Annotated in this window: 18 protein-coding genes; 7 read left to right on the top strand and 11 right to left on the bottom strand. The window is 61.9% G+C overall.

The genetic code is table 11. From position 1 onward, the window contains the following. Window positions 1-53 precede the first annotated feature (53 nt). The 3 genes from HNQ65_RS12285 (at window position 54) to HNQ65_RS12275 (ending at window position 2,385) form a co-directional block, all read left to right on the top strand. The gene (locus HNQ65_RS12285; protein WP_184339819.1) at window positions 54-776 is read left to right on the top strand and encodes a sensor histidine kinase; all 723 of its coding nucleotides are present in this window, start codon (window positions 54-56) and stop codon (window positions 774-776) included. Window positions 777-884: 108 nt separating this feature from the next. Next, window positions 885-1,604, top strand: a complete 720-nt coding sequence (locus tag HNQ65_RS12280) for a coiled-coil domain-containing protein (RefSeq protein WP_184339818.1) — start codon at window positions 885-887, stop codon at window positions 1,602-1,604. 73 nt (window positions 1,605-1,677) lie between these two features. Then, window positions 1,678-2,385: a hypothetical protein gene (locus HNQ65_RS12275; protein ID WP_184339817.1), complete on the top strand. Its 708-nt coding sequence runs from the start codon at window positions 1,678-1,680 to the stop codon at window positions 2,383-2,385. A gap of 565 nt (window positions 2,386-2,950) precedes the next feature. On the opposite strand, the gene rpmB is transcribed toward HNQ65_RS12275, so the two are convergent. From rpmB to HNQ65_RS12240, 7 genes are all read right to left on the bottom strand, one after another. Beyond that, complete coding sequence (gene rpmB / locus HNQ65_RS12270) at window positions 2,951-3,214, bottom strand: 50S ribosomal protein L28 (protein ID WP_184339816.1); 264 nt, start codon at window positions 3,212-3,214, stop codon at window positions 2,951-2,953. 246 nt (window positions 3,215-3,460) lie between these two features. Beyond that, complete coding sequence (locus HNQ65_RS12265; RefSeq protein ID WP_184339815.1) at window positions 3,461-4,708, bottom strand: hypothetical protein; 1,248 nt, start codon at window positions 4,706-4,708, stop codon at window positions 3,461-3,463. Between the two features lie 152 nt (window positions 4,709-4,860). Next, window positions 4,861-5,913, bottom strand: a complete 1,053-nt coding sequence (locus HNQ65_RS12260) for an agmatine deiminase family protein (RefSeq protein WP_184339814.1) — start codon at window positions 5,911-5,913, stop codon at window positions 4,861-4,863. Beyond that, entirely contained in the window at window positions 5,906-6,772 is an 867-nt protein-coding gene (locus HNQ65_RS12255; protein WP_184339813.1) for a carbon-nitrogen hydrolase, read from the bottom strand. Before HNQ65_RS12255 ends, HNQ65_RS12260 begins: the two co-directional genes overlap by 8 nt. Window positions 6,773-7,157: 385 nt before the next feature. Next, complete coding sequence (locus HNQ65_RS12250) at window positions 7,158-9,980, bottom strand: valine--tRNA ligase (protein WP_184339812.1); 2,823 nt, start codon at window positions 9,978-9,980, stop codon at window positions 7,158-7,160. 426 nt (window positions 9,981-10,406) lie between these two features. Then, the gene (locus HNQ65_RS12245) at window positions 10,407-10,607 is read right to left on the bottom strand and encodes a hypothetical protein (protein WP_184339811.1); all 201 of its coding nucleotides are present in this window, start codon (window positions 10,605-10,607) and stop codon (window positions 10,407-10,409) included. A gap of 41 nt (window positions 10,608-10,648) precedes the next feature. Further along, window positions 10,649-11,116 (bottom strand): hypothetical protein, encoded by a 468-nt coding sequence (locus HNQ65_RS12240; RefSeq protein ID WP_184339810.1) that lies wholly within the window; start codon window positions 11,114-11,116, stop codon window positions 10,649-10,651. A 97-nt stretch (window positions 11,117-11,213) separates the two neighbouring features. On the opposite strand from HNQ65_RS12240, the gene HNQ65_RS12235 reads away from it, so the two are divergent. Both HNQ65_RS12235 and HNQ65_RS12230 read left to right on the top strand, forming a co-directional pair. Beyond that, the gene (locus HNQ65_RS12235; RefSeq protein ID WP_184339809.1) at window positions 11,214-11,456 is read left to right on the top strand and encodes a hypothetical protein; all 243 of its coding nucleotides are present in this window, start codon (window positions 11,214-11,216) and stop codon (window positions 11,454-11,456) included. Then, the gene (locus tag HNQ65_RS12230) at window positions 11,456-11,914 is read left to right on the top strand and encodes a type II toxin-antitoxin system VapC family toxin (protein ID WP_184339808.1); all 459 of its coding nucleotides are present in this window, start codon (window positions 11,456-11,458) and stop codon (window positions 11,912-11,914) included. The genes HNQ65_RS12235 and HNQ65_RS12230 overlap by 1 nt, the downstream gene beginning before the upstream one ends. Window positions 11,915-11,923: 9 nt before the next feature. On the opposite strand, the gene HNQ65_RS12225 is transcribed toward HNQ65_RS12230, so the two are convergent. The 4 genes from HNQ65_RS12225 to HNQ65_RS12210 are packed head-to-tail and all read right to left on the bottom strand — an operon-like array spanning window position 11,924 to window position 17,842. Then, window positions 11,924-12,796 (bottom strand): ABC transporter ATP-binding protein, encoded by an 873-nt coding sequence (locus tag HNQ65_RS12225; protein WP_184339807.1) that lies wholly within the window; start codon window positions 12,794-12,796, stop codon window positions 11,924-11,926. A 9-nt stretch (window positions 12,797-12,805) separates the two neighbouring features. Then, complete coding sequence (locus tag HNQ65_RS12220) at window positions 12,806-14,122, bottom strand: hypothetical protein (protein WP_184339806.1); 1,317 nt, start codon at window positions 14,120-14,122, stop codon at window positions 12,806-12,808. Next, a complete protein-coding gene (locus tag HNQ65_RS12215) occupies window positions 14,119-16,179 on the bottom strand; it encodes an ABC transporter substrate-binding protein (protein WP_184339805.1) in 2,061 nt (686 codons plus the stop codon). The genes HNQ65_RS12220 and HNQ65_RS12215 overlap by 4 nt, the downstream gene beginning before the upstream one ends. Window positions 16,180-16,225: 46 nt before the next feature. Beyond that, complete coding sequence (locus HNQ65_RS12210) at window positions 16,226-17,842, bottom strand: formate--tetrahydrofolate ligase (RefSeq protein WP_184339804.1); 1,617 nt, start codon at window positions 17,840-17,842, stop codon at window positions 16,226-16,228. Between the two features lie 166 nt (window positions 17,843-18,008). Between HNQ65_RS12210 and HNQ65_RS12205 the strand changes: the two genes are divergently transcribed. Together HNQ65_RS12205 and HNQ65_RS12200 are read left to right on the top strand one after the other, a co-directional pair. Continuing rightward, a complete protein-coding gene (locus tag HNQ65_RS12205) occupies window positions 18,009-19,136 on the top strand; it encodes a hypothetical protein (RefSeq protein WP_184339803.1) in 1,128 nt (375 codons plus the stop codon). Continuing rightward, window positions 19,133-20,680 (top strand): serine hydrolase domain-containing protein, encoded by a 1,548-nt coding sequence (locus HNQ65_RS12200; protein WP_184339802.1) that lies wholly within the window; start codon window positions 19,133-19,135, stop codon window positions 20,678-20,680. The genes HNQ65_RS12205 and HNQ65_RS12200 overlap by 4 nt, the downstream gene beginning before the upstream one ends. Window positions 20,681-20,715 lie beyond the last annotated feature (35 nt).

The following is a 20,715-nucleotide window of genomic DNA, read 5'->3' as shown; positions in this document are numbered from 1 at the left end:
CGCCGCCGCCCGGGGGCATTACTGCGGCTGTCCACGCCCCCCTTCTCCACGCCATGCAGTTTACTTTTCCCACGACCCTGAATCTCGGTCTCGAACACAGCGAAGGCTTCCACCAGGAACTGCTGCGCGGCCTGACGCACAAGCTGAACAACCTGCTGGCGGTGATCCAGGGCTTTAGCAGCCTGATCCTGATGACGGATGACCTGGACCCGGGCGTGAGCGAAAACATGCAGCACATCCGCGAGGCCTCCGTGGGCGTGACGAACCTGAGCGAGCGGATCCGCTCCGCCGGCGGGTGCGCGAAGATCACCCCGCAGTCCCTGAGCCTGAACGAGTACCTGCCGGTGATCGAAGGTGCGGTGACAGAGCCCTTTCAAAAGGAAGGGGTGCAGCTGGAGGCCGATGTGCAGGCCGGACTGCCGCCCATCCTGGTGGACCCGACGAAGTTTAAGGACATCCTGACCGAGCTGCTGAAGAACGCCGCTGAAGCCGCCTCCAAGGGTGGTGGCCGCTGTGCGCTGAAAATCTGCGGCCCGGGTGCGATCACCCCCGCCGAGCAGCGCCGGGTGGACATCCTGGTGAGCAACACGGGCTCCCAGATCCCGCCAGAGAAGCTGCAGGAAATTTTCCGCCCCTTCCATGGCTCCAAGAACAGCAATCACCTCGGCCTAGGGCTGACGATTGCGGCGATGCTGAGCCACCAGATGAACATCCAGCTGGGCGTGGCATCGGAGAACAACACGACCACCTTCTGGCTGAGCTGCCCGATGGCCTGAGCCAGCCGTCCGGTGGACAGGTTTTGAGTTTTGACAGAGAATTTCGATGCAACGGAGGGCCTGCCTTCGTTGTCATAGGAAGCATCACCTTTTTTGGAGGTCCCTCTCATGAAACGATTCGTTCTGTTTGCCGTCCTGCTGCTGAGCCTGGCCCCGGCCAGTGCTGCACCGAAAAACTATGGCGTGATCGCCACCCTGCAGGGCAAGATGTATTTTGACTGCCAGGTCTCGCACATCTACCCGGATGGCGTAACCTTCACGCACCGGGATGGGGTGACAAAGATCCCCTTTTCCAATCTGCCGGAAAACCTGCGCAGCGAGTTCCGCTACGATCCGAAGGCGGAAGCTGAATACCAGAAGCAGCAGGCGGCGCTGCGCAAAGCAGAGCAGGAGCGGGCCAAGCAGCAGCAGATCGCCATGCAGGAGCAGCTCATGGAGGCGCAGATGGCAGAGGCAAGCTACCTAGCCAATGCCAGCCGCGTGACACAGCCGATGGCGGCCACGAACGGGCAGACACCGTCCTGGGTGGGCACACCCATCACGGGACCGGCCGTGGGCGGGCGGGCGTACAGCGGCTCTGGCTATCCGCGCTTTGGCTATCCGTATGGGTATGGCTACTACGGCAGCGGGTATTCTCCCGGCTATTACTCCAACGGGGTCGGCTACGGCTATCCCTACGGGGGCTACTACTACGGAAGCGGCTACCCGAGCTACGGCTACGGCAGCTATTACAGCACACCCTCCGTTTTTGGGTCGTGGAATGTGGGCCACGGCATCCATTTGGGGGTAGGCATTGGCTCGCTCGGCTTTGGGCACCATCACCACTAGGCAGATTGCTTCGGATAAACGAAGCAATAACTGCTGGCATTGAGGGCGTTTTGGCGTCAAATCTAGAACTATTATGAAAACGTTCTCAGTTCTGATTGTCACGATTCAATTGGGGCTCGCACTGGCTGCTTCTGCCTATGAGCCGACCACCATCGAAACTCAGCAGGGGAAAACGTATGTGGGCTGCAAGATCCTGAAGCGTGATCCTGACGGAGTCTCCTTCACGCACAGCCAGGGGATGGCCAAGGTGCTCTTTTCGGATCTTTCTGAACCGATGAAGAACTCGCTCGGGTATGATGCGGTCAAAGCGGACGCCTATGTGAAGGAGCGCAAGGAGGCTGAGAAGACCAAACGTGAGCAGCAGGTGAAGCTGGCCGAGGCCTACATGGCCGCGCAGGCCAAGTATGCCGCCCAGCAGCCGGTGGTGTATGTGCAGCAGCCGAATGGCGGCTACCTGCGCAGCCTGCTGCCTCTGGCACCTGTGCTGGGGCTGGGGCAGATGGGGGCGGGCTACTATGGCGGCGGCCACCATGGACACGGCGCACGCCAGGCGGCTGGCTGGACCAGCGGCAATGGGATGATCATTCCAGGCACGGGTGGTGTGTATGTGCCGCAGAGCAATGGCACGATCTTTTATGGCGCACCAGGAGTGAGCTACAGCCCGACGCTGGGCTACACGAATCTTAATGTCAACGGGACGACGTTCTTTGGACAGCCAAGCGGCGTGGTGCCGGGAGTGGCGACGCAGGGTGGTGCCACGATTTCGGGGCATCACCGGTAGGGAACCACTGATTTAACACCGCGAGAGATTAGAAGACCGCAGAGAATACCTTCCGAATCACTTCAGTGTGATTTTCACCCCCCTGCGATCTGGGATTTATTCAGCGTCTCCCTAGGGGTGTCTTGCCAGCAACGAAGCGGTAATACCACGATCAGTTGAAAACGGGTCTGAAGGTGGAGGCACGAGCCGACGGAGGGGGAACATCTTGATACCCCCACCCGCAGCTTGTTCGCGGATGTGCGATGGCGTTGGATGATCTGTGGGAGGCTCGGCTTTGTGGAGACGCGAGAATGCAGGGCGATGTGTGCGCGTGAGGGATCGGGACGATCCCTCTCCGCCAGAGCGCTGGCTGGCCGCATGGGCTGCTGGCTTCCACCCATGAGACCCGTTTTCAGCTGTGCGTGGTATAACCTTCATCAGCGGAGCGCTGCATAGAGGACTGTGCGGACCACTCTGATGGCCCATTGTGGAGATGCGCTGGTTATTCGCCCCATTCCCCAGATTACGAAAAAAGGCGGATCTGGAAGCCAGATCCGCCTGAAAGGGGGAACGCAGAGGGGGCTGATTAGATCAGGCCGGCCTTCTTGAGCGTGACGTAAGCGCCGTTCTTGTCGAGGGTCTTGAGGGCGCGGGCGGTCAGCTTCACTTCCACGTACTTGTTGAGTTCGGGGACGAAGATGCGCTTGCTGCGGAGGTTCGGGAGGATCACGCGCTTCACGCGCTTGGTGATGTGACGACCGATACCGCCTTCTTTCTTGGCCTTACCGCTGCGATGGATGTGGTGGCCGCGAGTGACGCCGACGCCGGTGATTTGACAGATGGTAGCCATGATGAGTGCTGGGAAAAAATTTGGGGTCGCGATAGTAGCCTAGGACTTTCTGGCGTCAACCAAAAGTGTGCCTTTCGGCCTTAGACCTGTTCTCGAAAAGCCTGTCACATTGCCCGAGCGGCGGAGCGGCCCATTGGCTGCGTTGGTCGCTTGCCTGTTATTTTTAAATAGCAGGCGGCGCTCCCGCCTTGCCACTGGGGCCGCTGCGCTCGCCGGTTCAATCGGACATTCTTTTCGAGAACAGGTCTAGCGGGTGGGGCGGCCCACCATGAGGCAGGTGGCCTGGGGGTTCATGAGGTAACCGATGCCGAAGCTGAGAGGCTTGACCGGATACTGGCCGGAGGAGTAGGCGTGGACGAGGTCGGGCTGCTGGCAGCCGCTGCCAAAGATGGCGAGGGTGCCCTGGTAGTTGCCGTAGAGCCAGAGATTCCAGCCGTGGCGGCCGAAGTCGCGGAAAGGGATGCCGGAGGGGTCCTGCACGATGGCGCTGCTGTGGCGGAGGAGGTAGTTGCGGATGTGGGAGAAGCCGTCCTCGTGCATGAGGTAGGAGGCGCTCTTGAGGAAGGCCGGCACGCGGCCGAGGCGGGAGACGAAGGTGAGGAAGGAACCGCCTTCGCTGACGCCGCTGTTGGAGAGGTCCTGGCGGAAGTAGAAGACCCGCTTGGAGGCACCAAAGGGGGTGTGGCAGCGGATCATGAGCCCGGTGTTTCCGGAGGAGCCTGCCAGGGTGACATTGCCCGCGCCATCGAGGCGGACAGTGTCCACGGAGTCAACGGTGTGGCCGGTGCGGGCCATGAAGGCCATCATCAGGGGCAGCACGCCGCGGAAGCGGGTGGCCTGGAGATTGCTGCGCATCTCTGTGGTGATGAAGTAGCCGCTCTGCATGATGGTGGAGACGGCGTTGTGCAGGCCGGTGAGGCCGTGGTCGATCTCTGACTGGGAGAGAGAGCTGAGGCGGGGGAGCGGCTCGGCGGGCTCGAGGCCGGCGAGAACGTAGGTTTCCGCCGAGGGAAACAGGGCGCTGGCGAAGAGGAAGTCCGGACCGCTGAAGGGGTAGAAGAGCGCATTGGCGTAGCGGATGTCCCGGATCTCCTCGCTGGCCCAGGCCTGGAGGGGGCCGCGATGGACGTTTTGGTGCCTGGCCCAGAGATTGTCCATGCGCACCTTGTGTGCGGCAACCGCAGGCGTCTGGCTGTAGGAGGAATCCATGCCGGCAAAGAGGCGGGCGATGTCATTGATGGAGCCCGCGTGGGTGGGCACGTTCATGGAGACGGCACCATTGAAGAGCGGGCGGTTGCCGGCGCTCTCCGCGCGCTTTACACTGCCGCCGCCGAGGGCGTCCAGCACGTTGTTCCACTGGCTGATGCGGCTGGCGGCGGAGTAGTTTCTGAAGGCGTCATCCGGCAAGGCGCAAGAGCCTAGCAGCAGAGTGGCGAGCAGGCCTCCGGCCACGCGGAGCAGAGTGGAAACATCACGATGAAGTAGAGCCATCATAGAGGCCCGAGCGTACCAGACGGTCCCGGACCTCCAAGTAAGTGTTTAGAAAGACCTACGGCTTTATTTATGAACAAGTTTAGCGATTATAAAAATTTGGCGGTACTATTCAGTACCGCCAAACCTTTAATCTTTCTGAACTCTGTGCCGCCTTACTTCGGCTGGTGCATGCTGATGCAGTGGAAAGCGCCACCTTCGGTGACGAGATCCTTGGCCATCATGGAGATGATCTCACGGCCGGGGAAGCACTCAGCGATCTTGTCTTCGGCAGCGGCGTCCTTCTTCTTCTGACCGAAGATGGGGACGAGCACGGCGTTGTTCATGATCATGAAATTGGCGTAGCTGGCCGGAAGGCGGCTGAGGCGCCAGTCCTTCATCTCGATGGCCTGGGGCATTTCGATTTCGATGATCTCCAGCTTGCCGCCGTCGGGGGCGCGGACGTCGTCGAGCTTCTCGCGGATTTCCTTGAGCACCTTGTGATTTGGGTCGGAGTCGCGGGGCTCGACCATGCAGATGACGGCGTCTTCGCGGATGAAGCGCACGATGTCGTCGATGTGGCCGTCGGTGTCGTCGCCTTCGATGCCTTTCTTGAACCAGACGATGTCCTTCACGCCGAGCATGGCTTTGAGCTCCTTCTCCACCTCGGCCTTGTTGCCGGGCTTGCCGCCGTGGCGGTTGGGATTGAGCAGGACGGCCTCGGTGGTGAGGAGGGTGCCTTTGCCGTTGGTCTCGATGGCTCCGCCTTCGAGGATCATCTTGGAGGTGAAGCGCTCCATCTTGAGAGCGGCAGCGGCCTTTTCAGGGATGGCGTTGTCGAGATCCCACGGCGGGAACTTGCCGCCCCAGGCGTTGAATTCCCAGTCGGTGATGGCCAGCTTGCCGGTCTCGTTGTGCTTGATGAAAATCGGGCCGTGGTCGCGGCACCAAACGTCATTGGTGTTGTGCTCGTAGATGTCCACCTGGCTGAGGTCGCCTTCGTTGTCGGCGATGCTGAGGCGGATGTTCATATGGCTGAGCATCGGGGCATTGATGCGCACGCGCTCGTAGCGGGAGATGGTGCTGGCGATCTCGCCAAACTTGTCCTGCAGCTTGTGGTAGGTCTTGGGGCAGCTTTCCTTGTTGGAAGGCCAGGACAACCAGATAGCCTCCTGCGGCTCGAATTCGGCGGGCAGACGGTAGTTTTGGGGATAGGAGGCTTTACTCATCGATATAGCGTTTGGTCAGGGGAGCGTAGGTGTCAATGCGGCGATCACGGAAAAACGGCCAGATGCGGCGAAAATCTTCCACCGCAGTCAGATCACACGGAACGATCAAAATCTCTTCATCGCTCACGGAGGCCTTTGCAACGATTTCTCCATACGGATTTGCGACAAAACTCTGGCCCCAGAATTCGCTCTGCTGCTCGGTGCCGACGCGATTGACGGCAGCGAGGTAGCAGCCATTGGCCACGGCGTGGCCACGCTGCACGGTTTCCCAGGCGCAATGCTGGGCGGCGCCGAGGGCGGCCTTCTCGCTGGGGAGCCAGCCGATGGCGGTGGGATAGAAGAGGATCTCCGCACCCATGAGGGCAGTGAGACGGGCGGCCTCCGGGTACCACTGGTCCCAGCAGATGAGGACGCCGATGCGGCCAAACTTGGTGTCCCAGACGCGGTAGCCGAGGTCTCCAGGGGTGAAGTAAAACTTCTCCTCGAAGCCGGGGTCCTGCGGGATGTGCATCTTGCGGTATTTGCCCAGCACGGTGCCGTCGGCGTCGATGACGGCGGCGGTGTTGTGGTAGAGGCCGGGGCCGCGCTTTTCGAAGAGGGGGACGATGATGACCACGCCGAGCTCCTTGGCGAGCGGAGCGAGGCGGTCGGTGGTGGGGCCGGGGACGGCCTCGGCGAGATTGAAGAGTTCGGTGTCCTGCGTGATGCAGAAGTAGGGGGTGTTGAAGAGCTCCTGCAGGCAGATGATCTGCGCACCGCGGGCGGCAGCATCGCGGATGAGCCGCTCATGCTGCTGCACGCTTTCTTCCTTGCTTGAGAAGGCCCGGCTTTGCACCAGGCCGAGGGTTACCTTTGCCATAGGCAGCCGATGGTTCACCGCTTGGTGAGGAATGCAAGGAAAGCTATCAACACAAAAAAGACCCGGCAGGGGTGTGGATGACGCGAAAACGGCAGCTGCGCGAGGCGGGATGACGCTGCTGGAGGGCGCGGTGTGCAGAGAAGGCGATGGTTTTGCTGCCCGGATTGTGTGTGTAAACCCAGGGTCACCTCGCTTAGGCTTCCTCCTTCGCTCTACGAGCTTCGGAGGACAAGCTGGCTGACCCTTGTATATCCTTTCCGTTACCATTGATCTCATGCTCTGTACGCAGCCCCTTCAGGGCTGGTACGTAGCGGGGTGGCTACGGCAAAGAGAGAACAAACCTGTTTTCAATAGATCGTGATACGGGGCTGTTTCGTGAGGGAAATCAACCGAGGGCGGACATCATCTCCTTGAGCTTGGCGAGTTTTTCCTGCCAGTCGGTTTTGCGCTGCTGGTGCTCGTCGAGCACTTTTTGCGGGACCTTGGAGGTGAATTTTTCGTCGGCGAGCTTGGCGGTGACCTTTTCCAATTCGGATTCGGCTTTGGCGACTTCTTTGCCGATGCGGGCGCGCTCGGCCTCGACGTCGATGAGGCCATCGAGCGGGAGGAAGAGGGTGCCGAGCGGGGTGAGGGCGCTGGGGGTGCCTTGGGTCGGAGCAAAGGCGGGATCAACATCGAGAGGCTCGGCATTGAGGAGGATGCGGAGGACTTCGATCTCGTGGGCGGGGAGTTCCGCGTTCGGCTTGAGAACGAAGCGGACGCGCTTGTTGATGTTGAAGGTGCTCTTGAGGCCGCGGCCGAGATTAACGGCTTCGTATTTGTCGTTGGCGGCTTTTTCGTCTTCCGGCAGGATGCCGAAGTAGGCGAGTTCATCGGCATCGAGCGGCTTGGGCCATTTGGCGAACATGATGCTGTTGCCGCCTTGGTTTTCAGGCAGGTCGTCGTTGAAGGCCATGCCGTGCCAGAGCTCTTCGGTGATGAAGGGCATGAAGGGATGGAAGAGACGGAGGGTGTTGCTGAGGACAAAGTCGATGACGGCGAGGGTGTTGGCCTTTCGAGCGGCATCGCTGCCTTGAAGCACGGCTTTGGAGGCCTCGATGTACCAGTCGCAGTACTCGCTCCAGAAGAAGCGGTAGAGGGTGGCGGTGGCATCGCTGAAGCGATAGTCTTCGAGGGCGGCGGTGACTTCCGTAATGGCGGTGTTGAGGCGGAGGAGGATCCACTTGTCGTCGCTGCTGAGGAGGGCGGCGCTGATATCGGTCTCGGTTTCGCCACCCTGCATCTGGCGGAAGCGGGCGGCGTTCCAGAGCTTGGTGCAGAAGTTGCGCCCGAGCTCGACGTTCTTTTCATCAAAGCAGATGTCCTGGCCCAGCGGAGCGCTGCGCATGATGCCGAAGCGCAGAGCGTCGGCGCTGTAGCTGGCAATGAGTTCCAGGGGGTCGGGCGAGTTGCCGAGGGACTTGGACATTTTGCGACCTTGTTTGTCGCGGATGATGCCCGTGAAATAGACGTTCTTGAAGGGGAGCTCGCCCATCCATTCGAAGCCGGCCATGATCATGCGGGCGACCCAGAAGAAGATGATGTCCGGGCCGGTGACGAGGTCGGTGGTGGGGTAGAAGGCCTTCAGCGTGGCGGTCTTTTCGGGCCAGCCCATGGTGGCGAAGGGCCAGAGCCAGGAGGAGAACCAGGTGTCGAGGACGTCGGGGTCTTGGGTGAAGCCGAGGGACTCGAGGGATTTCACGAGATTCTTTTGATCAGAATCCGAAGAGTCTTCCGGTGCCAAGCAGACATAGATTCGAGAAGGCGTATCGTTGTCTTCTGCAAATCGGATTTCAGGTTCTTGCCGAACCACAACGTCCTTTCGATTGCGAGTCAGTTCATCAACACGGTCCGAATCTTTGACTGAGGATAGACGATCTGGATATTCTTTTGTCCACACGGGAATCCGATGGCCCCACCAGACCTGGCGGCTGATGCACCAGTCTTGGAGGCCGGTCATCCAGTGGTCGTAGGTTTTGGCCCAGCGGTCGGGGTGGAATTTCATCTCGCCGCTGGCGACGACTTCCTGAGATTCTTTGACGCTGGGGTATTTGAGGAACCACTGCTCGCTGAGGCGGCTTTCGATCGGCACGTCGGCGCGCTCGGAGAAGCCGAGGTTGTTCTGATAGGGCTCTTCTTTGACGAGGCTGCCGATTTCCGTGAGGAGTTCGGCGGCGCGTTTGCGGGCGGCGAAGCGCTCCATGCCGGCGAGGTCTTTGCCAGCAAGGTCATTGAGCACGCCGTTGGGATGCATGACGTCGATGACGGGCAGGCTGTGGCGCTGGCCGATTTCGAAGTCCGCCTTGTCGTGCGCGGGGGTAACTTTGAGGACGCCGGTGCCGAAGGTGAAGTCCACATGCTCGTCCGCGATGATGGGGAGGAGTGCCTGATTTTCGACGGGGAGCGGGCGGCGGACGTGCTTGCCGATGAGATGGGTGTAGCGCTCGTCCTTGGGATTCACGGCGATGGCGGTGTCTCCAGGAATGACTTCGGGGCGGGTGGTGGCGATGGTGAGCCAGGTGCCGGGTTCTTCGACCACTTCGACTTTGAAGTGGTACATGATGGCGTTCTGGGGCTTCATGACGACCTCCTCATCGCTGAGCGCGGTGAGGGAGGAGGGGCACCAGTTGACCATGCGTTTGCCACGGTAGATGAGGCCCTTTTTGTAGAGGTCCACAAACACGCGCATGACGCAGGCGTTGTAGTCGTCGTCAAAGGTGAAGCGTTCGCGGGACCAGTCGCAGGAGGCGCCGAGTTTCTTGAGCTGCTCGATGATGATGCCGCCGTGCTTTTCCTTCCACTCCCAGATCTTGGCGACGAGGGCCTCGCGGCCGAGGTCGTCGCGGTGCTTGATGACGCCCTGCTTCTTGAGGGTTTTCTCAACGACGTTCTGGGTGGCGATGCCAGCGTGGTCGGTGCCGGGGAGCCAGAGGACTTCTTTGCCCAGCATGCGGGCGCGGCGGGCCAGGATGTCCTGAATGGTGTTGTTCAGCACGTGGCCGAGGGTGAGGATGCCCGTCACATTCGGCGGAGGGATGACGATGGAGTAGGCCGGGCGGGTCTCGCTCACACGAGCGGGGTCGGCTTCAAAGCATTTGTCATCCAGCCAGCGCTGATACCAGCGGGCTTCGACTTCCGCGGGCGTGTAGGTCTTGTCGAGTTCGGGCATAAAGGGCGGCCAAGATGGGGGAAAGCGGCCGCTTTGCAAACGCCGAGGCGTTTCAGAATGGGGGAAGAGGAGGATGCCCCAGAAGGCGCTGATCTACACCGCGAGAGATTAGACTTGTTCTCAAAAAGCCTGTCACATTGCCCGGGCGGCGGAGCGGTCCCATTGGCTGCGTTGGTCGCTTGCCTGTTATTTTCAAATAGCAGGCGGCGCTCCCGCCTTGCCACTGGGGCCGCTGCGCTCGCCGGTTCAATCGGACATTCTTTTCGAGAACAGGTCTAGAAGACCGCAGAGAATACCTTTTGGATCAAGGCTTTGCGATTTTCCATGTCCTACTGTCGTGGAAACTGTACGCTGGGGACGGCGGCTGGGGGACCAGCCGCCCTACCAGCGGTGGGCGTGCGAGTGTTTTATTGGCCAAACCGGGGCTCAGCGCATGGGCATGGAGAGCGGGCCGGTGGGGGGCATGTCCGGGCGGGGGTCGCGGACGTTGTCGGGCACGGTGTGGGTGCGGCGGGCCTCGGCCTCCATTTCACGCTCGGTTTTGGGCGGGGACTTCTCAGTGAGTGCACTGCAGGCTGGCAGGAGAAGGACTGGCAGCAGGATCAGGAGGGAGGGTGCAGTTTTCATGGTGGAGGGAGGGATCACGTTCAAGCACAGGTGTTTTGAGATCATTTCGGAAGCCGGGCGTTCAAATCGCTCACGTATTTGCGGTCTTCTTCGCTCAGGCGGGCGAGCGGCACCTCGACCGGTTTTTGGTTCACCAGCAGGCGGATTTTCCCTTCGCGGATGAGGGTGGGTTTGGCAGGCAGCTTGGCGGGCGGGGCCTTGTCCACGGCCTCTTTGGCGGCGGCGGAGTTGGCGGCCTCGAACTCGATGACGGAGTCCTCATAGGCGATGATGGCACCGAGCAGGGATTTGCCATCCGTGCTCTTCCACTGGCGGGGATCTCCCAGCAGGAAGTAGGAGGTGAGCCTGGTCTTGGTAGGCGGCGGCTTGGGGGAGGGATTGACGCTGACTCCGGTATTGCCGCCGCTGCCATTGATGGTGCGGGTCTCAAACTTTTTGCCCGTGGTCGGCAGCACGACCTGCGCGGAGAGCGGCGGGGCCAGCGCCAGGAGGATGAGCCAGGCTTTCATGGAGGGAGGCTAGCATGTTTTTTGGGCGCAGCGCAACGGGGATTATGAGTCGAGCAAGGCTTGCCTAGCTGCTAAGAAACGACTAAGCTCCATCATCATGTCCACACTGACACTTGACGAAACAACGCGCATCGAAAGCCTGCTGGCTGCCGGTGAACTCGTGTTTCTGTCGAAGGGCGGGAAGAAGCTGGGAGTTATCATCCCGGCAGTGGAGAAAGCGCAGGGAGTGGCGTTGCCCGACTTCCGCGCCCGCCTGCGACAGACCTGGGGCAGCCGTGTGTTCAGCGACGCAGAGGTCAAAGAGATGCGCGAAGCAGAGCTTGAACACGGACACGGCTGATGCACTGCGCCGACACGTCTTTTCTCTGCTCCCTGTACCGGCAGCAAAGCCACTCTGAGAGGGCCATTGCCACGCTGGAGGAGATCGGTGCTCCGATTGTGATTTCCTCATTGCTGGCTTATGAATTCCGGCAGGCTGTGAGATTCCAGGTGTTCCTGCGCTCACGAGATGCCCGAAAAGGCTATCTTGAGACGGAAGGTCTGGCGATGCTGGCGCAGTTTGAGAACGATCTGGAATCAGGCGTCATCATCGAGGCGGGCGTGAACCTGGCAGATCTAGCCACTGAAGTGGAACGCCTGAGCGAACGGCACACGATGCAAAGAGGTGCACGCTCCTTTGATCTGCTCCACATCGCAACGGCGCTCAAATGGCAAGCCACGGTATTTCTCAGCTTTGACGCCCTGCAGCGTGAAATCGCAGCGGCAGAAGGACTGAATGTGCTGCCGGCTTTGATCTGAAGACCCCTGTCAGGCCTCCAACTCCGCATAGTCGATGGCTTTGAGGCGGGGCTGCTTGGCGCCCATGCGGGGGACGCAGGCGAGGAGGGCCTTGGTGTAGGCGTGCTGGGGATTGCGCAGGATTTCATCCACGGGGCCGGTTTCGACGATCTTGCCACGGAACATGACGGCCACGCGGTCCACGACGCTGCGGATGATGCCGAGATTGTGCGTGATGAGGATGATGCTCATGTCGAGATCGCGGCGGAGCTCGGCGAGGAGATCCATGATCTGCTTTTGGATGGTGACATCGAGCGCGGTGGTGGGCTCGTCGGCGATGAGGAGCTTTGGCTGCATGCAAAGCGCCATGGCGATCATGACGCGCTGCTGCATGCCGCCGCTGAGCTCGTACGGGTAGGCGTTGAGGCGCTTGCGCGAATCGACGATGCCGACTTTGTCGAGCCACTTCACAATTTCATTGTCACGCCCGGATTTGGGGACGTCGGGGCGATGGAGGGCGAGGGCTTCGCCGATCTGGGTGCGGATGGTGAGGACAGGATTGAGCGAAGTCGTGGGCTCCTGAAAGATGTAGGCGATCTCCTTGCCGCGAATTTTGCGCAGATCACGCTCTCCCATTTCAAGAATTTCGTGGCCGTTGAAGGACATCTGCCGCGCGGAGATGACGGCGGGCGGCTCCGGCAGGAGGCGGGCAAAGGAGAGTGCGGTGGCGCTTTTGCCGCTGCCGCTTTCACCGACGAGCGCGATGGATTCGCCGCGCTTGAGTTCGAGGTCGATGCCTTTGACGGCTTTCATCGGCTCGGCGCCATGGCGGGCGAACTCGATCTGGAGATCGCGGATTCGCAGCAGCGGGGCTTCGGTGGGAGCAGGGGCGTCGGCGGACATGGCTTTGAATTAATCGAGACGGGGTTGTACGATGCGGCCAAGCTGGATCAAACACAAGGCGGCAAGCGCGATGCCGCCGCCAGACTGGAGGAGCAGCGTGGGATCCGCGAGGGTGTGCGCGGCATCCTGCACAGAGATGACCGCGAGGGGACGGAGGAGTGTGACGAGGCGCTCATTGAGCTCGTGCATGAGGCGTGGCTGCAGCGTGCAGGCGGTGGCGAGACCGAGGAGCGTCTGGGCAAAGACGGTGCAGATCCAGGCCAGGAGCGTGCGGCCCTGCACCACGGCGATGTGATGGCGCCAGATCATTTGATCCGTAGCGCCGAGCACGCGCGAGGCATCCAGCGGCAGCTGCTTCAGGATGTGGGTCCAGGTCTGGCACCACGCAGCAGCGCCTGCCATCAGCACGGCCAGCCATAGCGGCAGCCACATGAGAATGGACGCGGGCAGCAACGCCAGCACGCCCAAGGCCCAAAGCAGCCACGGCTGCCAGGAAAGCGTGGCCAACCAGCCGCCGGAGGATGTGAGCCGACCATGAAGAAGCTGCGCGCCCGTGCAGAGCAGCCCCGTCAAGACACCTGCGCTGGCAAAGCCATAGGCAATGCCGACGGCATGACCTGCGCGGAGGCTCTGGGCCATCCAGCCGCCCCAGCCCTCAAAGTGCAGCACGTCCTCGATGATGATGAGGCAGACGGGCGCAAAGAGGATGAGCGACTGAAGTCGCACTCGCAGCAGCGGAACGAGCTGGCTGAGATGATGCCGCCAGAGCCGGGAGCCTGCGGGCACGCCACGCGCGCGCAGTGAAAAACCGAGATCCGGCACCAGACCACCGTCCTCGATCACGGCATGAGTCATCTCCCCGCACAGAGACAGAGCCAGCACCAACGCCGGAGCCAGCAGGTCCCAAGTCTGACGCGCAAGCACCGTCTGCCATGCGGTGTGCGCCTCTGGAAACGTGGCGGGCATGAGCGACTCCACCGGCCAGCCGAGGCGGCCGATCCAACCGGCGATGAACCCCCAGGCGAGCACCACCACGGGCAAACAGGCGAGAGCACGTGAGAGCAGGCCTGCCAGCCACTGCACACGCGGCCCCATCCTGCGTGCGTACATGCCGGTCATGACGCCCAGACACAGCGCCAGCAGCAGCCCGATGAGGAGGACGATGAAGCTGGAAAAAAAGCGCCGTCCAAAGTCCCGCATATCAAGCGAGATGGACATCCCGTGGTGATCAGCCAGCAGCACAAGCACGCCGGCAATGAGACCGCCGAGCACAAGGCGCAGCGGCAGCAGGCGGGGAGACAGTGAGAATGGCTGGAGGCTTGTCATTCAGGCAGCCTCAGCTGGAGTTTGAGAATAGTGGGTGAAGGCGTGCGCGCCTGCGGCGGCCCTGTGAGTGTCTGCAGCGTCCAGGAGGCCACGGGCAGACCGCTCCCTTTGACTGAGTCCGGCTCCCGCAGCGTGGGCATGGCGGCCGCCTCATCATGCGTGGTGAAGAGCGGCAGCATGGGGTGCATGGGCAGCAGCCGGGCCTCCAGCTCCTGCACGCGACGGGCCACCTGCGCGGGATCATACTCCGCGGCCAGCGCCTCCAGGATGAGGTCGATCTTGGGGTCGGCGATGCCGCAAAAGTTGCTGCCACCGGGTTTCGCCTGAGCCGAGTGCCACCAGGGCAGCTGGTCCCAGGAAACCTCAAAGCGCTGGTCCAGCAGCACGGCATCAAAGCGGCGCTCGTGCAGGCGCTGAGCCAGCGCACGCTCATCGCTGACATGCTCGATCTTCACCTCTGCGCCCGCTTTCCGCCACTGTGCGACCAGAAGCTCCGCCGTGCGTGTGTGGAGCGCATCGCCCCCCGGCACCAGGAGGGTGAAGCGAAACGCATGCTCCGGACCACGCGCGATGCCTGAAACATCCTGCGGCCAGCCCGCCTCCGAGAGAAGGTGCCGTGCTTTTTCGAGCGCAAAGGGCTGGCTCTGCGCCTGGGTGCTGAACCACAGGCCGGGGGCAAAGAGGCTGGCGCTGACGTGCCCCAGCCTGCCCGGCAGGGTGCGCATGAGCTCCTCGCGATTCGTGGCCAGGGCGAGTGCCTCGCGGCAGTGAAGATTCTGCAAGACTTCGTGCTTCGTGTTCCATAGCACCACGAGCCGCTGACGCGGCGGAGTGAAGCGGAGCTGATCCAGATGCGCGGGGTCTGCGGCAGGCCAGACGAGGTCCACCGCGCGGGTGTCCACCCCGATCTGGGTCATGAGCGGCGAGGCCGAGAAGTGAAACAAAAAGCGCGGCATGGATTTCTCCTGCTCCACCGGCGTGAGCATGAGCGAGCGTGCATCCCGCGAGGCAATGCGGTGTGTGCCGGCCCCAGGCGGTGCGTGCTGGATGAGATCGGCCTCCTGCACGCCGGGATGCGCCCGCAGCCAGGCGGCGGGGAGCATGGGGAGATTCACAAACACACAGAGCGCCGCGCCCTGGCGGCGGCGGAAGGACACATGCAGGCGTGCGCCGTCATTCTGCACCTCGGCGCTCTGGATGCTGCTGAGCGCCTCGCGATTGGGCAGCGGCCACTCGCTGGCGCGCAGATATTCCAGCGTGGCCCGGGCATCCTCAGCAGTCGCTGGTGTGCCATCATGCCAGCGGCGTCCGGGGCGGATGTCGAGGTCCAGCACGGGCTCGCTGAGCGCGCCGACTTCGCCGAGGGGATTGATTTCTGCCGGCTCGTCCGGACCGCCATCCAAGAAGCGATGCATGTCTTCGACCAGCCGGGGCGAATCGCCGGCGACGACAAACTCGCAGGCATTCTCGCCATCAAACCAGGAGCGTTGAACCAGCTTTGCTTGTGCGGACTCCGCCATGAAGCGCTTCCACGCCTGGCGCAATGCGCTGCGGCGCTCGACACGCCAGAACACCACCGGCTTCAAATCGGGTCCCGCGATCAGCTCAAAGGCCTGCCGCACTCCGGTGGCGTTGGGCTCGGTAAAGCCGAGGAGGAGGCGGTTTCCAAACATCCGCACGGAGCCGAGATTCCACTCGGCCCAGCGGTTCTTTTCACCGATCTGCGCCTGAAGCAGTTCCTGCGCGCGCCTGGCGGCGGCTTCATTGGCAAACCAGCAGGTGACATCCTGCGTCCAGCGCCAGAACTCGGCCAGCCCGGGCTGCAAAGTGCCGTCTGCTCCCAAGCGGATGAGCGGCTCGTGAACGAGATCGATAATCTGGCGCTCCACCTCGGTGGCGGGGAGGTAGGGATTGAGCACTGGGGCGCCCTGGGAGAGCATGACCACCACGCCATCCGCATGGTCCATGCGGCTGCGCCTGACCTCCCGCACCGCCCAGCCAGCCACCGCCGCGAGAAGCAGCGGAAAACCAAAGATGAAGGAGCGGGCCAGAATCATGCGCAGTCCCAAACTAGAACGTGCGCCCCACGGCGGCAAGACATCCCTAAATGCCGCTCATGAATCCGTCGTCGGTCACCTGGATGCGCTCGGCGGCGGGCACTTTGGGCAGGGCGGGCATGCGCATCATGGTACCGGTGAGGGCCACGAGGAAGCCTGCGCCATTGGCGATCTCAAAGTCACGCACGGTGATGGTGAAGCCACGTGGGCGGCCGCGTTTCTTGGCATCATCCGAGAGGGAGTCCTGCGTCTTGGCCATGCAGAGCGGCAGCTTGTCAAAGCCGCTACGGGCAAACAGCGCCAGACGGGCTTTGGCTTCATCGGTGAGCAGCACGCCGTCGGCTCCGTAGATCTTGGTGGCGATGGCATGGAGCTTGGCCTCGACGCTCTCCTCCTGCTGATAGAGGAAGGGCAGCGGCGCGTCCTGCGCCGGCAGTGCGGCCAGCACTTTTTCCGCCAGCTCCACGGCTCCGGCACCGCCTTCGCCAAAGACATTGGCGGTGGCGCTGGGCACGCCGCGTGCGCGGCAGAACTCATGCACCAGCGCGAGCTCGTCGGGGTGGTCATTGGTGAACTGATTGACCGCCACGATGACCGGGCGCTGAAACTTGGCGGCGCTGTCGAGATGGGCGGCGAGGTTTTCCAAGCCACGGCTGAGCGCGGCGGTATCTGTATGCGTGAGCTGATCCAGCGCGGCACCGCCGTGCATTTTGAGCGCACGCACCGTGGCCACGATGACGATGGCCGAGGGGGCTAGGCCGCTCTGGCGGCACTTGATGTGCATGAACTTCTCCCCGCCCAGATCGAAGGCGAATCCGGCCTCTGTGACGGCAAAGTCCGCATGCGCCAGCGCCATGCGCGTGGCCAGCACGGAATTGCAACCATGGGCGATGTTGGCAAACGGACCGCCATGCAGGAAGGCGGGCACGCCTTCCACGCTCTGCACCAGATTGGGCGGCAGGGCCTCGCGCAGCAGCGCCATCATGGCGCCAGTGACGCGGAATTCTTTGGCGTAAACTGGGTCTCCCTCGGCCGTGAAGCCCACCACGATGCGCTCCAGACGATGACGCAGATCGGGCAGAGACTCCGCGAGGCACATGATGGCCATGATCTCGGAGGCAGCAGTGATATCGAAGCCGGTGGCGCGTTCGGTGGGCTTGCCCACGGAGGTGCGCACGCTGCGCAAAGCGCGGTCGTTCATGTCCATGACACGCTTCCAGAGCACCTGCTCCGCCTTTACCCGCGCCTCGCCGAGGAAGAGCTGGTTGTCGATGACGGCGGAGAGGAGGTTGTGCGCGCAGGTGATGGCGTGGAAGTCTCCCGTGAAGTGCAGATTAATGGAATGCGCGGGCAGCACGCTGCTTTTGCCGCCGCCGGTGGCACCGCCCTTGCGGCCAAAAACCGGTCCCATGGAGGGCTGGCGAAGCGCCAACGCCACGCTCTGCCCGATCTTTTTGAGCCCCTGAGAGAGACCAATGGAGACGGTGGTCTTGCCCTCGCCGGCCGGAGTGGGAGTGATGGCGGAGACGAGGATGAGCCTGCCGCGCTGCGGCTTGTCCTTCAGTGCCTGGAGGCTGACTTTGGCCATGTGGCGGCCGTGGAGGATAAGATGCTCAGGTGCAATGCCAAGTGAGGCGGCGATGGGAGAGATGTCCGGATGCATGCGGGTGAAAGTCCGAAGAATGGCAAGGCCCGCTTTGAAGCAAAGAGTTTTCCAGAATCAAAATTGATTGCTTTGCTGCGCAACATGGGCCGGACACCCCGGATCTTGTCTTCAAACAAGCGGTGGTATAAAAGAGCCGAGGCTACGTCTACACCCTGCTGCATGTATGAAACCCACCCTCCGCACCCTGTTTGTCATCGTCTGCCTTTTGGGCGCCACCTGGCTGATCGCGCAAACCGTGGAGACTGCGGGCAAGAAAGGCGGCCTGGAGGCGCGGCTGGCGATGGCGCTGAAGCTCTACCCGGATGCTGATGCCGACAAAAACGGCGTGCTCTCCGTGGACGAGGCACTGAAGTACGTCGAAGCGCATCCTGAGCTCAAAAAGCTGCTGGCCTCCAAAACCAAATCCAACGGTCCCAATACCAGCAAGCCGGGGGAATACAGCACACCCACCTCCGCCGGATTGCCGCCGGGGCCGCGCGTGTTTGTGTGCGCCCACAGCTTCATGATCTTCACCGCCACGATGCTGCCCAAGATGACCGAGGCCGCGGGCATTGGCTATCAGGATGCCGGCAGGCAGATGATCGGCGGGTCGCGCACGCAGCAGCACTGGGACGCACCGGATGAGAAAAATCTGGCGAAGAAGATGCTGCGCGAGGGCGGCGTGGATGTGCTGACGCTTTCACCGCACATGCTGCTGCCGGATGAAGGGATCGACCACTTTACCAAGCTGGGTCTGGAGAAGAACCCCAAGCTGCGCGTGCTGGTGCAGGCCTCATGGCCCGCGCGCGACGGCAACCTAACGGGTGAATTTCACAACGCGATGCGCAACGACGCCACCGTGGAAAGCCTGCGCAAGCTGCGTGAGATGCAGCGCGAACAATGGAACACCAAGCTCGAGGCCCAGGTGACGGCGCTGAATGCCGCCGTGGGCTCAGAGGCCGTGCACATTGTGCCGGTGGGAGATGCGGTCTTTGCGCTGCGCGAGCATGTCATCACGGGCAAGGCACCCGGCATCTCGCGGCAGGCGGATCTCTTCAAAGATGATCTGGGGCATCCCAAGGAAGCTTTGTCCGTGCTGGTCAGCTACTGCCACTTTGCCGCGATTCATCAGCGCAGTCCGGTGGGGCTGCCTGTCCCGGCCGCCTTGAAAGATGCACCTCAGGCAGAGGAACTGAACACGCTGCTGCAAAAGCTGGCCTGGGAGGCCGTAACTCAATACCCCATGAGCGGCGTCAAGACCGCCAGCACCACGCCATCCGCTCCCACACGCTCTTTTGCTTTTGCTCCATGATCACGACACGCCGCTCCTTTCTTCAGCAGGCCAGCCTTGCCTCCCTCAGCTTCTGGATTCCGTCCTCCTACGCCGCAGCCACAACCACCTGCCTGGCCCGCAGCACGCCTGAGGCCCAGGGGGTGGCCGGGAGCGGCATCCTGGATTTCATCGACGCCATCGCGCGTGAGAAGTTTGAGCTGCACAGCTTCATGATGCTGAGGCACGGCCACGTGATCGCCGAGGGCTGGTGGAAGCCTTATGGCCCGGATTTCGTGCACACGATGTATTCGATGAGCAAGAGCTTCACCTCCACGGCAGTGGGATTTGCCGTGGCAGAAGGAAAGCTGAAAGTGGATGACAAGGTGGTGTCTTTTTTCCCAGACGACCTGCCTGCACAGATCAGCGAAAACCTTGCGGCCATGCGTGTGCAGGATCTGCTGACGATGTCCACCGGCAATGAGAAGGAGCCGACGCAGGCCTGCGTGAAGGAGGAGAACTGGGTGCGCACCTTTCTGGCGCAGAACATCGCGCACAAGCCTGGAACGCAGTTCATGTACAACAGCGCGGCCACCTACATGTGCTCCGCGATTGTGCAGAAGGTCACAGGGCAGACGGTGCTGGACTACCTGACGCCGCGTTTGTTTGAGCCGCTGGGCATCACCGGCAAGCGCTGGGAGACCTGCCCGCGCGGCATCAACACCGGCGGCTGGGGCCTCAGCATTCAGACCGAGGGGCTGGCGAAGTTTGGCCAGTTCCTGCTGCAGAAAGGGCAGTGGAATGGCAAGCAGCTGCTGCCTGCCGCATGGATTGAGGAGGCCACCCAGTTCCACATTCAGCAGCCCGGCGGCGACAAACCCGACCGCCCCAAAGCACAGAACGACTGGCTGCAAGGCTACGGCTACCAGTTCTGGCGCTGCCAGGGCACCGCCTTCCGTGGCGATGGAGCGTTTGGCCAGTTTACCATCGTGCTGCCGGAGCAGGACGCCGTCATTGTGATGACGAGCGAGAACAAAAACATGCAGGGCCAGCTCGATCTCGTGTGGAAGCATCTTCTACCCGCCATTGATGCCAAAGCTGCCAAGGCCGCTGATCTGAGCCGACTCAAGTCGCTCAAGCTTGCGCCTCCTCAAGGGCGCAAGACCTCGCCCGCCGCCACTGATGGAAAGTTTGCCTTGGAAGCCAATGATCTCGGCCTCAAGTCTGCCGCCTTCGCTTTCAAGGAGAATGCCTGCGTCTTCACGGCCGACGGTCACAGCATCACCTGCGGCCTCGAATCCTGGCAGCGCGGAGCGGCCGCCTTCCCCGGCACACCTCCACGTCTGATCTCCGGCGGCAAGCCGAAAACGCCCGTGCCTTCGAAGATCGCCGCCAGTGCGGCATGGACTGATGACCACACGCTCGTGATGCAGTGGCGCTATTACGAGACTCCGCACAGCGACACTGTGACCTGTGTGTTTGAGGGGGACACCGTCAGCATCAGCTTCCTCAACAGCATCACCGCCATGAATCCGAAGGCGAAGGATGCACGCGCAGCGTTGAAGGGACAGCGTGCGCCTCTGTAAGCAGAGCATGACAAGCACCTGATTCACGGTGAGGG

It is taken from the genome of Prosthecobacter vanneervenii (genome assembly GCF_014203095.1).
Lineage (GTDB): Bacteria > Verrucomicrobiota > Verrucomicrobiia > Verrucomicrobiales > Verrucomicrobiaceae > Prosthecobacter > Prosthecobacter vanneervenii.
This window is presented reverse-complemented; position numbering and strand designations above follow the sequence as displayed.

Excerpts from the sequence above, each read along its gene's own strand:
- HNQ65_RS12210 (WP_184339804.1), bottom strand. The coding sequence starts at position 17,842 with ATGCATCCGGACATCTCTCCCATCGCCGCCTCACTTGGCATTGCACCT.
- HNQ65_RS12225 (WP_184339807.1), bottom strand. The coding sequence starts at position 12,796 with ATGTCCGCCGACGCCCCTGCTCCCACCGAAGCCCCGCTGCTGCGAATC.
- HNQ65_RS12280 (WP_184339818.1), top strand. The coding sequence starts at position 885 with ATGAAACGATTCGTTCTGTTTGCCGTCCTGCTGCTGAGCCTGGCCCCG.
- HNQ65_RS12215 (WP_184339805.1), bottom strand. The coding sequence starts at position 16,179 with ATGATTCTGGCCCGCTCCTTCATCTTTGGTTTTCCGCTGCTTCTCGCG.
- HNQ65_RS12255 (WP_184339813.1), bottom strand. The coding sequence starts at position 6,772 with ATGGCAAAGGTAACCCTCGGCCTGGTGCAAAGCCGGGCCTTCTCAAGC.
- HNQ65_RS12200 (WP_184339802.1), top strand. The coding sequence starts at position 19,133 with ATGATCACGACACGCCGCTCCTTTCTTCAGCAGGCCAGCCTTGCCTCC.
- rpmB (WP_184339816.1), bottom strand. The coding sequence starts at position 3,214 with ATGGCTACCATCTGTCAAATCACCGGCGTCGGCGTCACTCGCGGCCAC.
- HNQ65_RS12205 (WP_184339803.1), top strand. The coding sequence starts at position 18,009 with ATGAAACCCACCCTCCGCACCCTGTTTGTCATCGTCTGCCTTTTGGGC.
- HNQ65_RS12265 (WP_184339815.1), bottom strand. The coding sequence starts at position 4,708 with ATGATGGCTCTACTTCATCGTGATGTTTCCACTCTGCTCCGCGTGGCC.
- HNQ65_RS12230 (WP_184339808.1), top strand. The coding sequence starts at position 11,456 with ATGCACTGCGCCGACACGTCTTTTCTCTGCTCCCTGTACCGGCAGCAA.
- HNQ65_RS12285 (WP_184339819.1), top strand. The coding sequence starts at position 54 with ATGCAGTTTACTTTTCCCACGACCCTGAATCTCGGTCTCGAACACAGC.
- HNQ65_RS12235 (WP_184339809.1), top strand. The coding sequence starts at position 11,214 with ATGTCCACACTGACACTTGACGAAACAACGCGCATCGAAAGCCTGCTG.
- HNQ65_RS12220 (WP_184339806.1), bottom strand. The coding sequence starts at position 14,122 with ATGACAAGCCTCCAGCCATTCTCACTGTCTCCCCGCCTGCTGCCGCTG.
- HNQ65_RS12250 (WP_184339812.1), bottom strand. The coding sequence starts at position 9,980 with ATGCCCGAACTCGACAAGACCTACACGCCCGCGGAAGTCGAAGCCCGC.
- HNQ65_RS12275 (WP_184339817.1), top strand. The coding sequence starts at position 1,678 with ATGAAAACGTTCTCAGTTCTGATTGTCACGATTCAATTGGGGCTCGCA.
- HNQ65_RS12240 (WP_184339810.1), bottom strand. The coding sequence starts at position 11,116 with ATGAAAGCCTGGCTCATCCTCCTGGCGCTGGCCCCGCCGCTCTCCGCG.
- HNQ65_RS12260 (WP_184339814.1), bottom strand. The coding sequence starts at position 5,913 with ATGAGTAAAGCCTCCTATCCCCAAAACTACCGTCTGCCCGCCGAATTC.
- HNQ65_RS12245 (WP_184339811.1), bottom strand. The coding sequence starts at position 10,607 with ATGAAAACTGCACCCTCCCTCCTGATCCTGCTGCCAGTCCTTCTCCTG.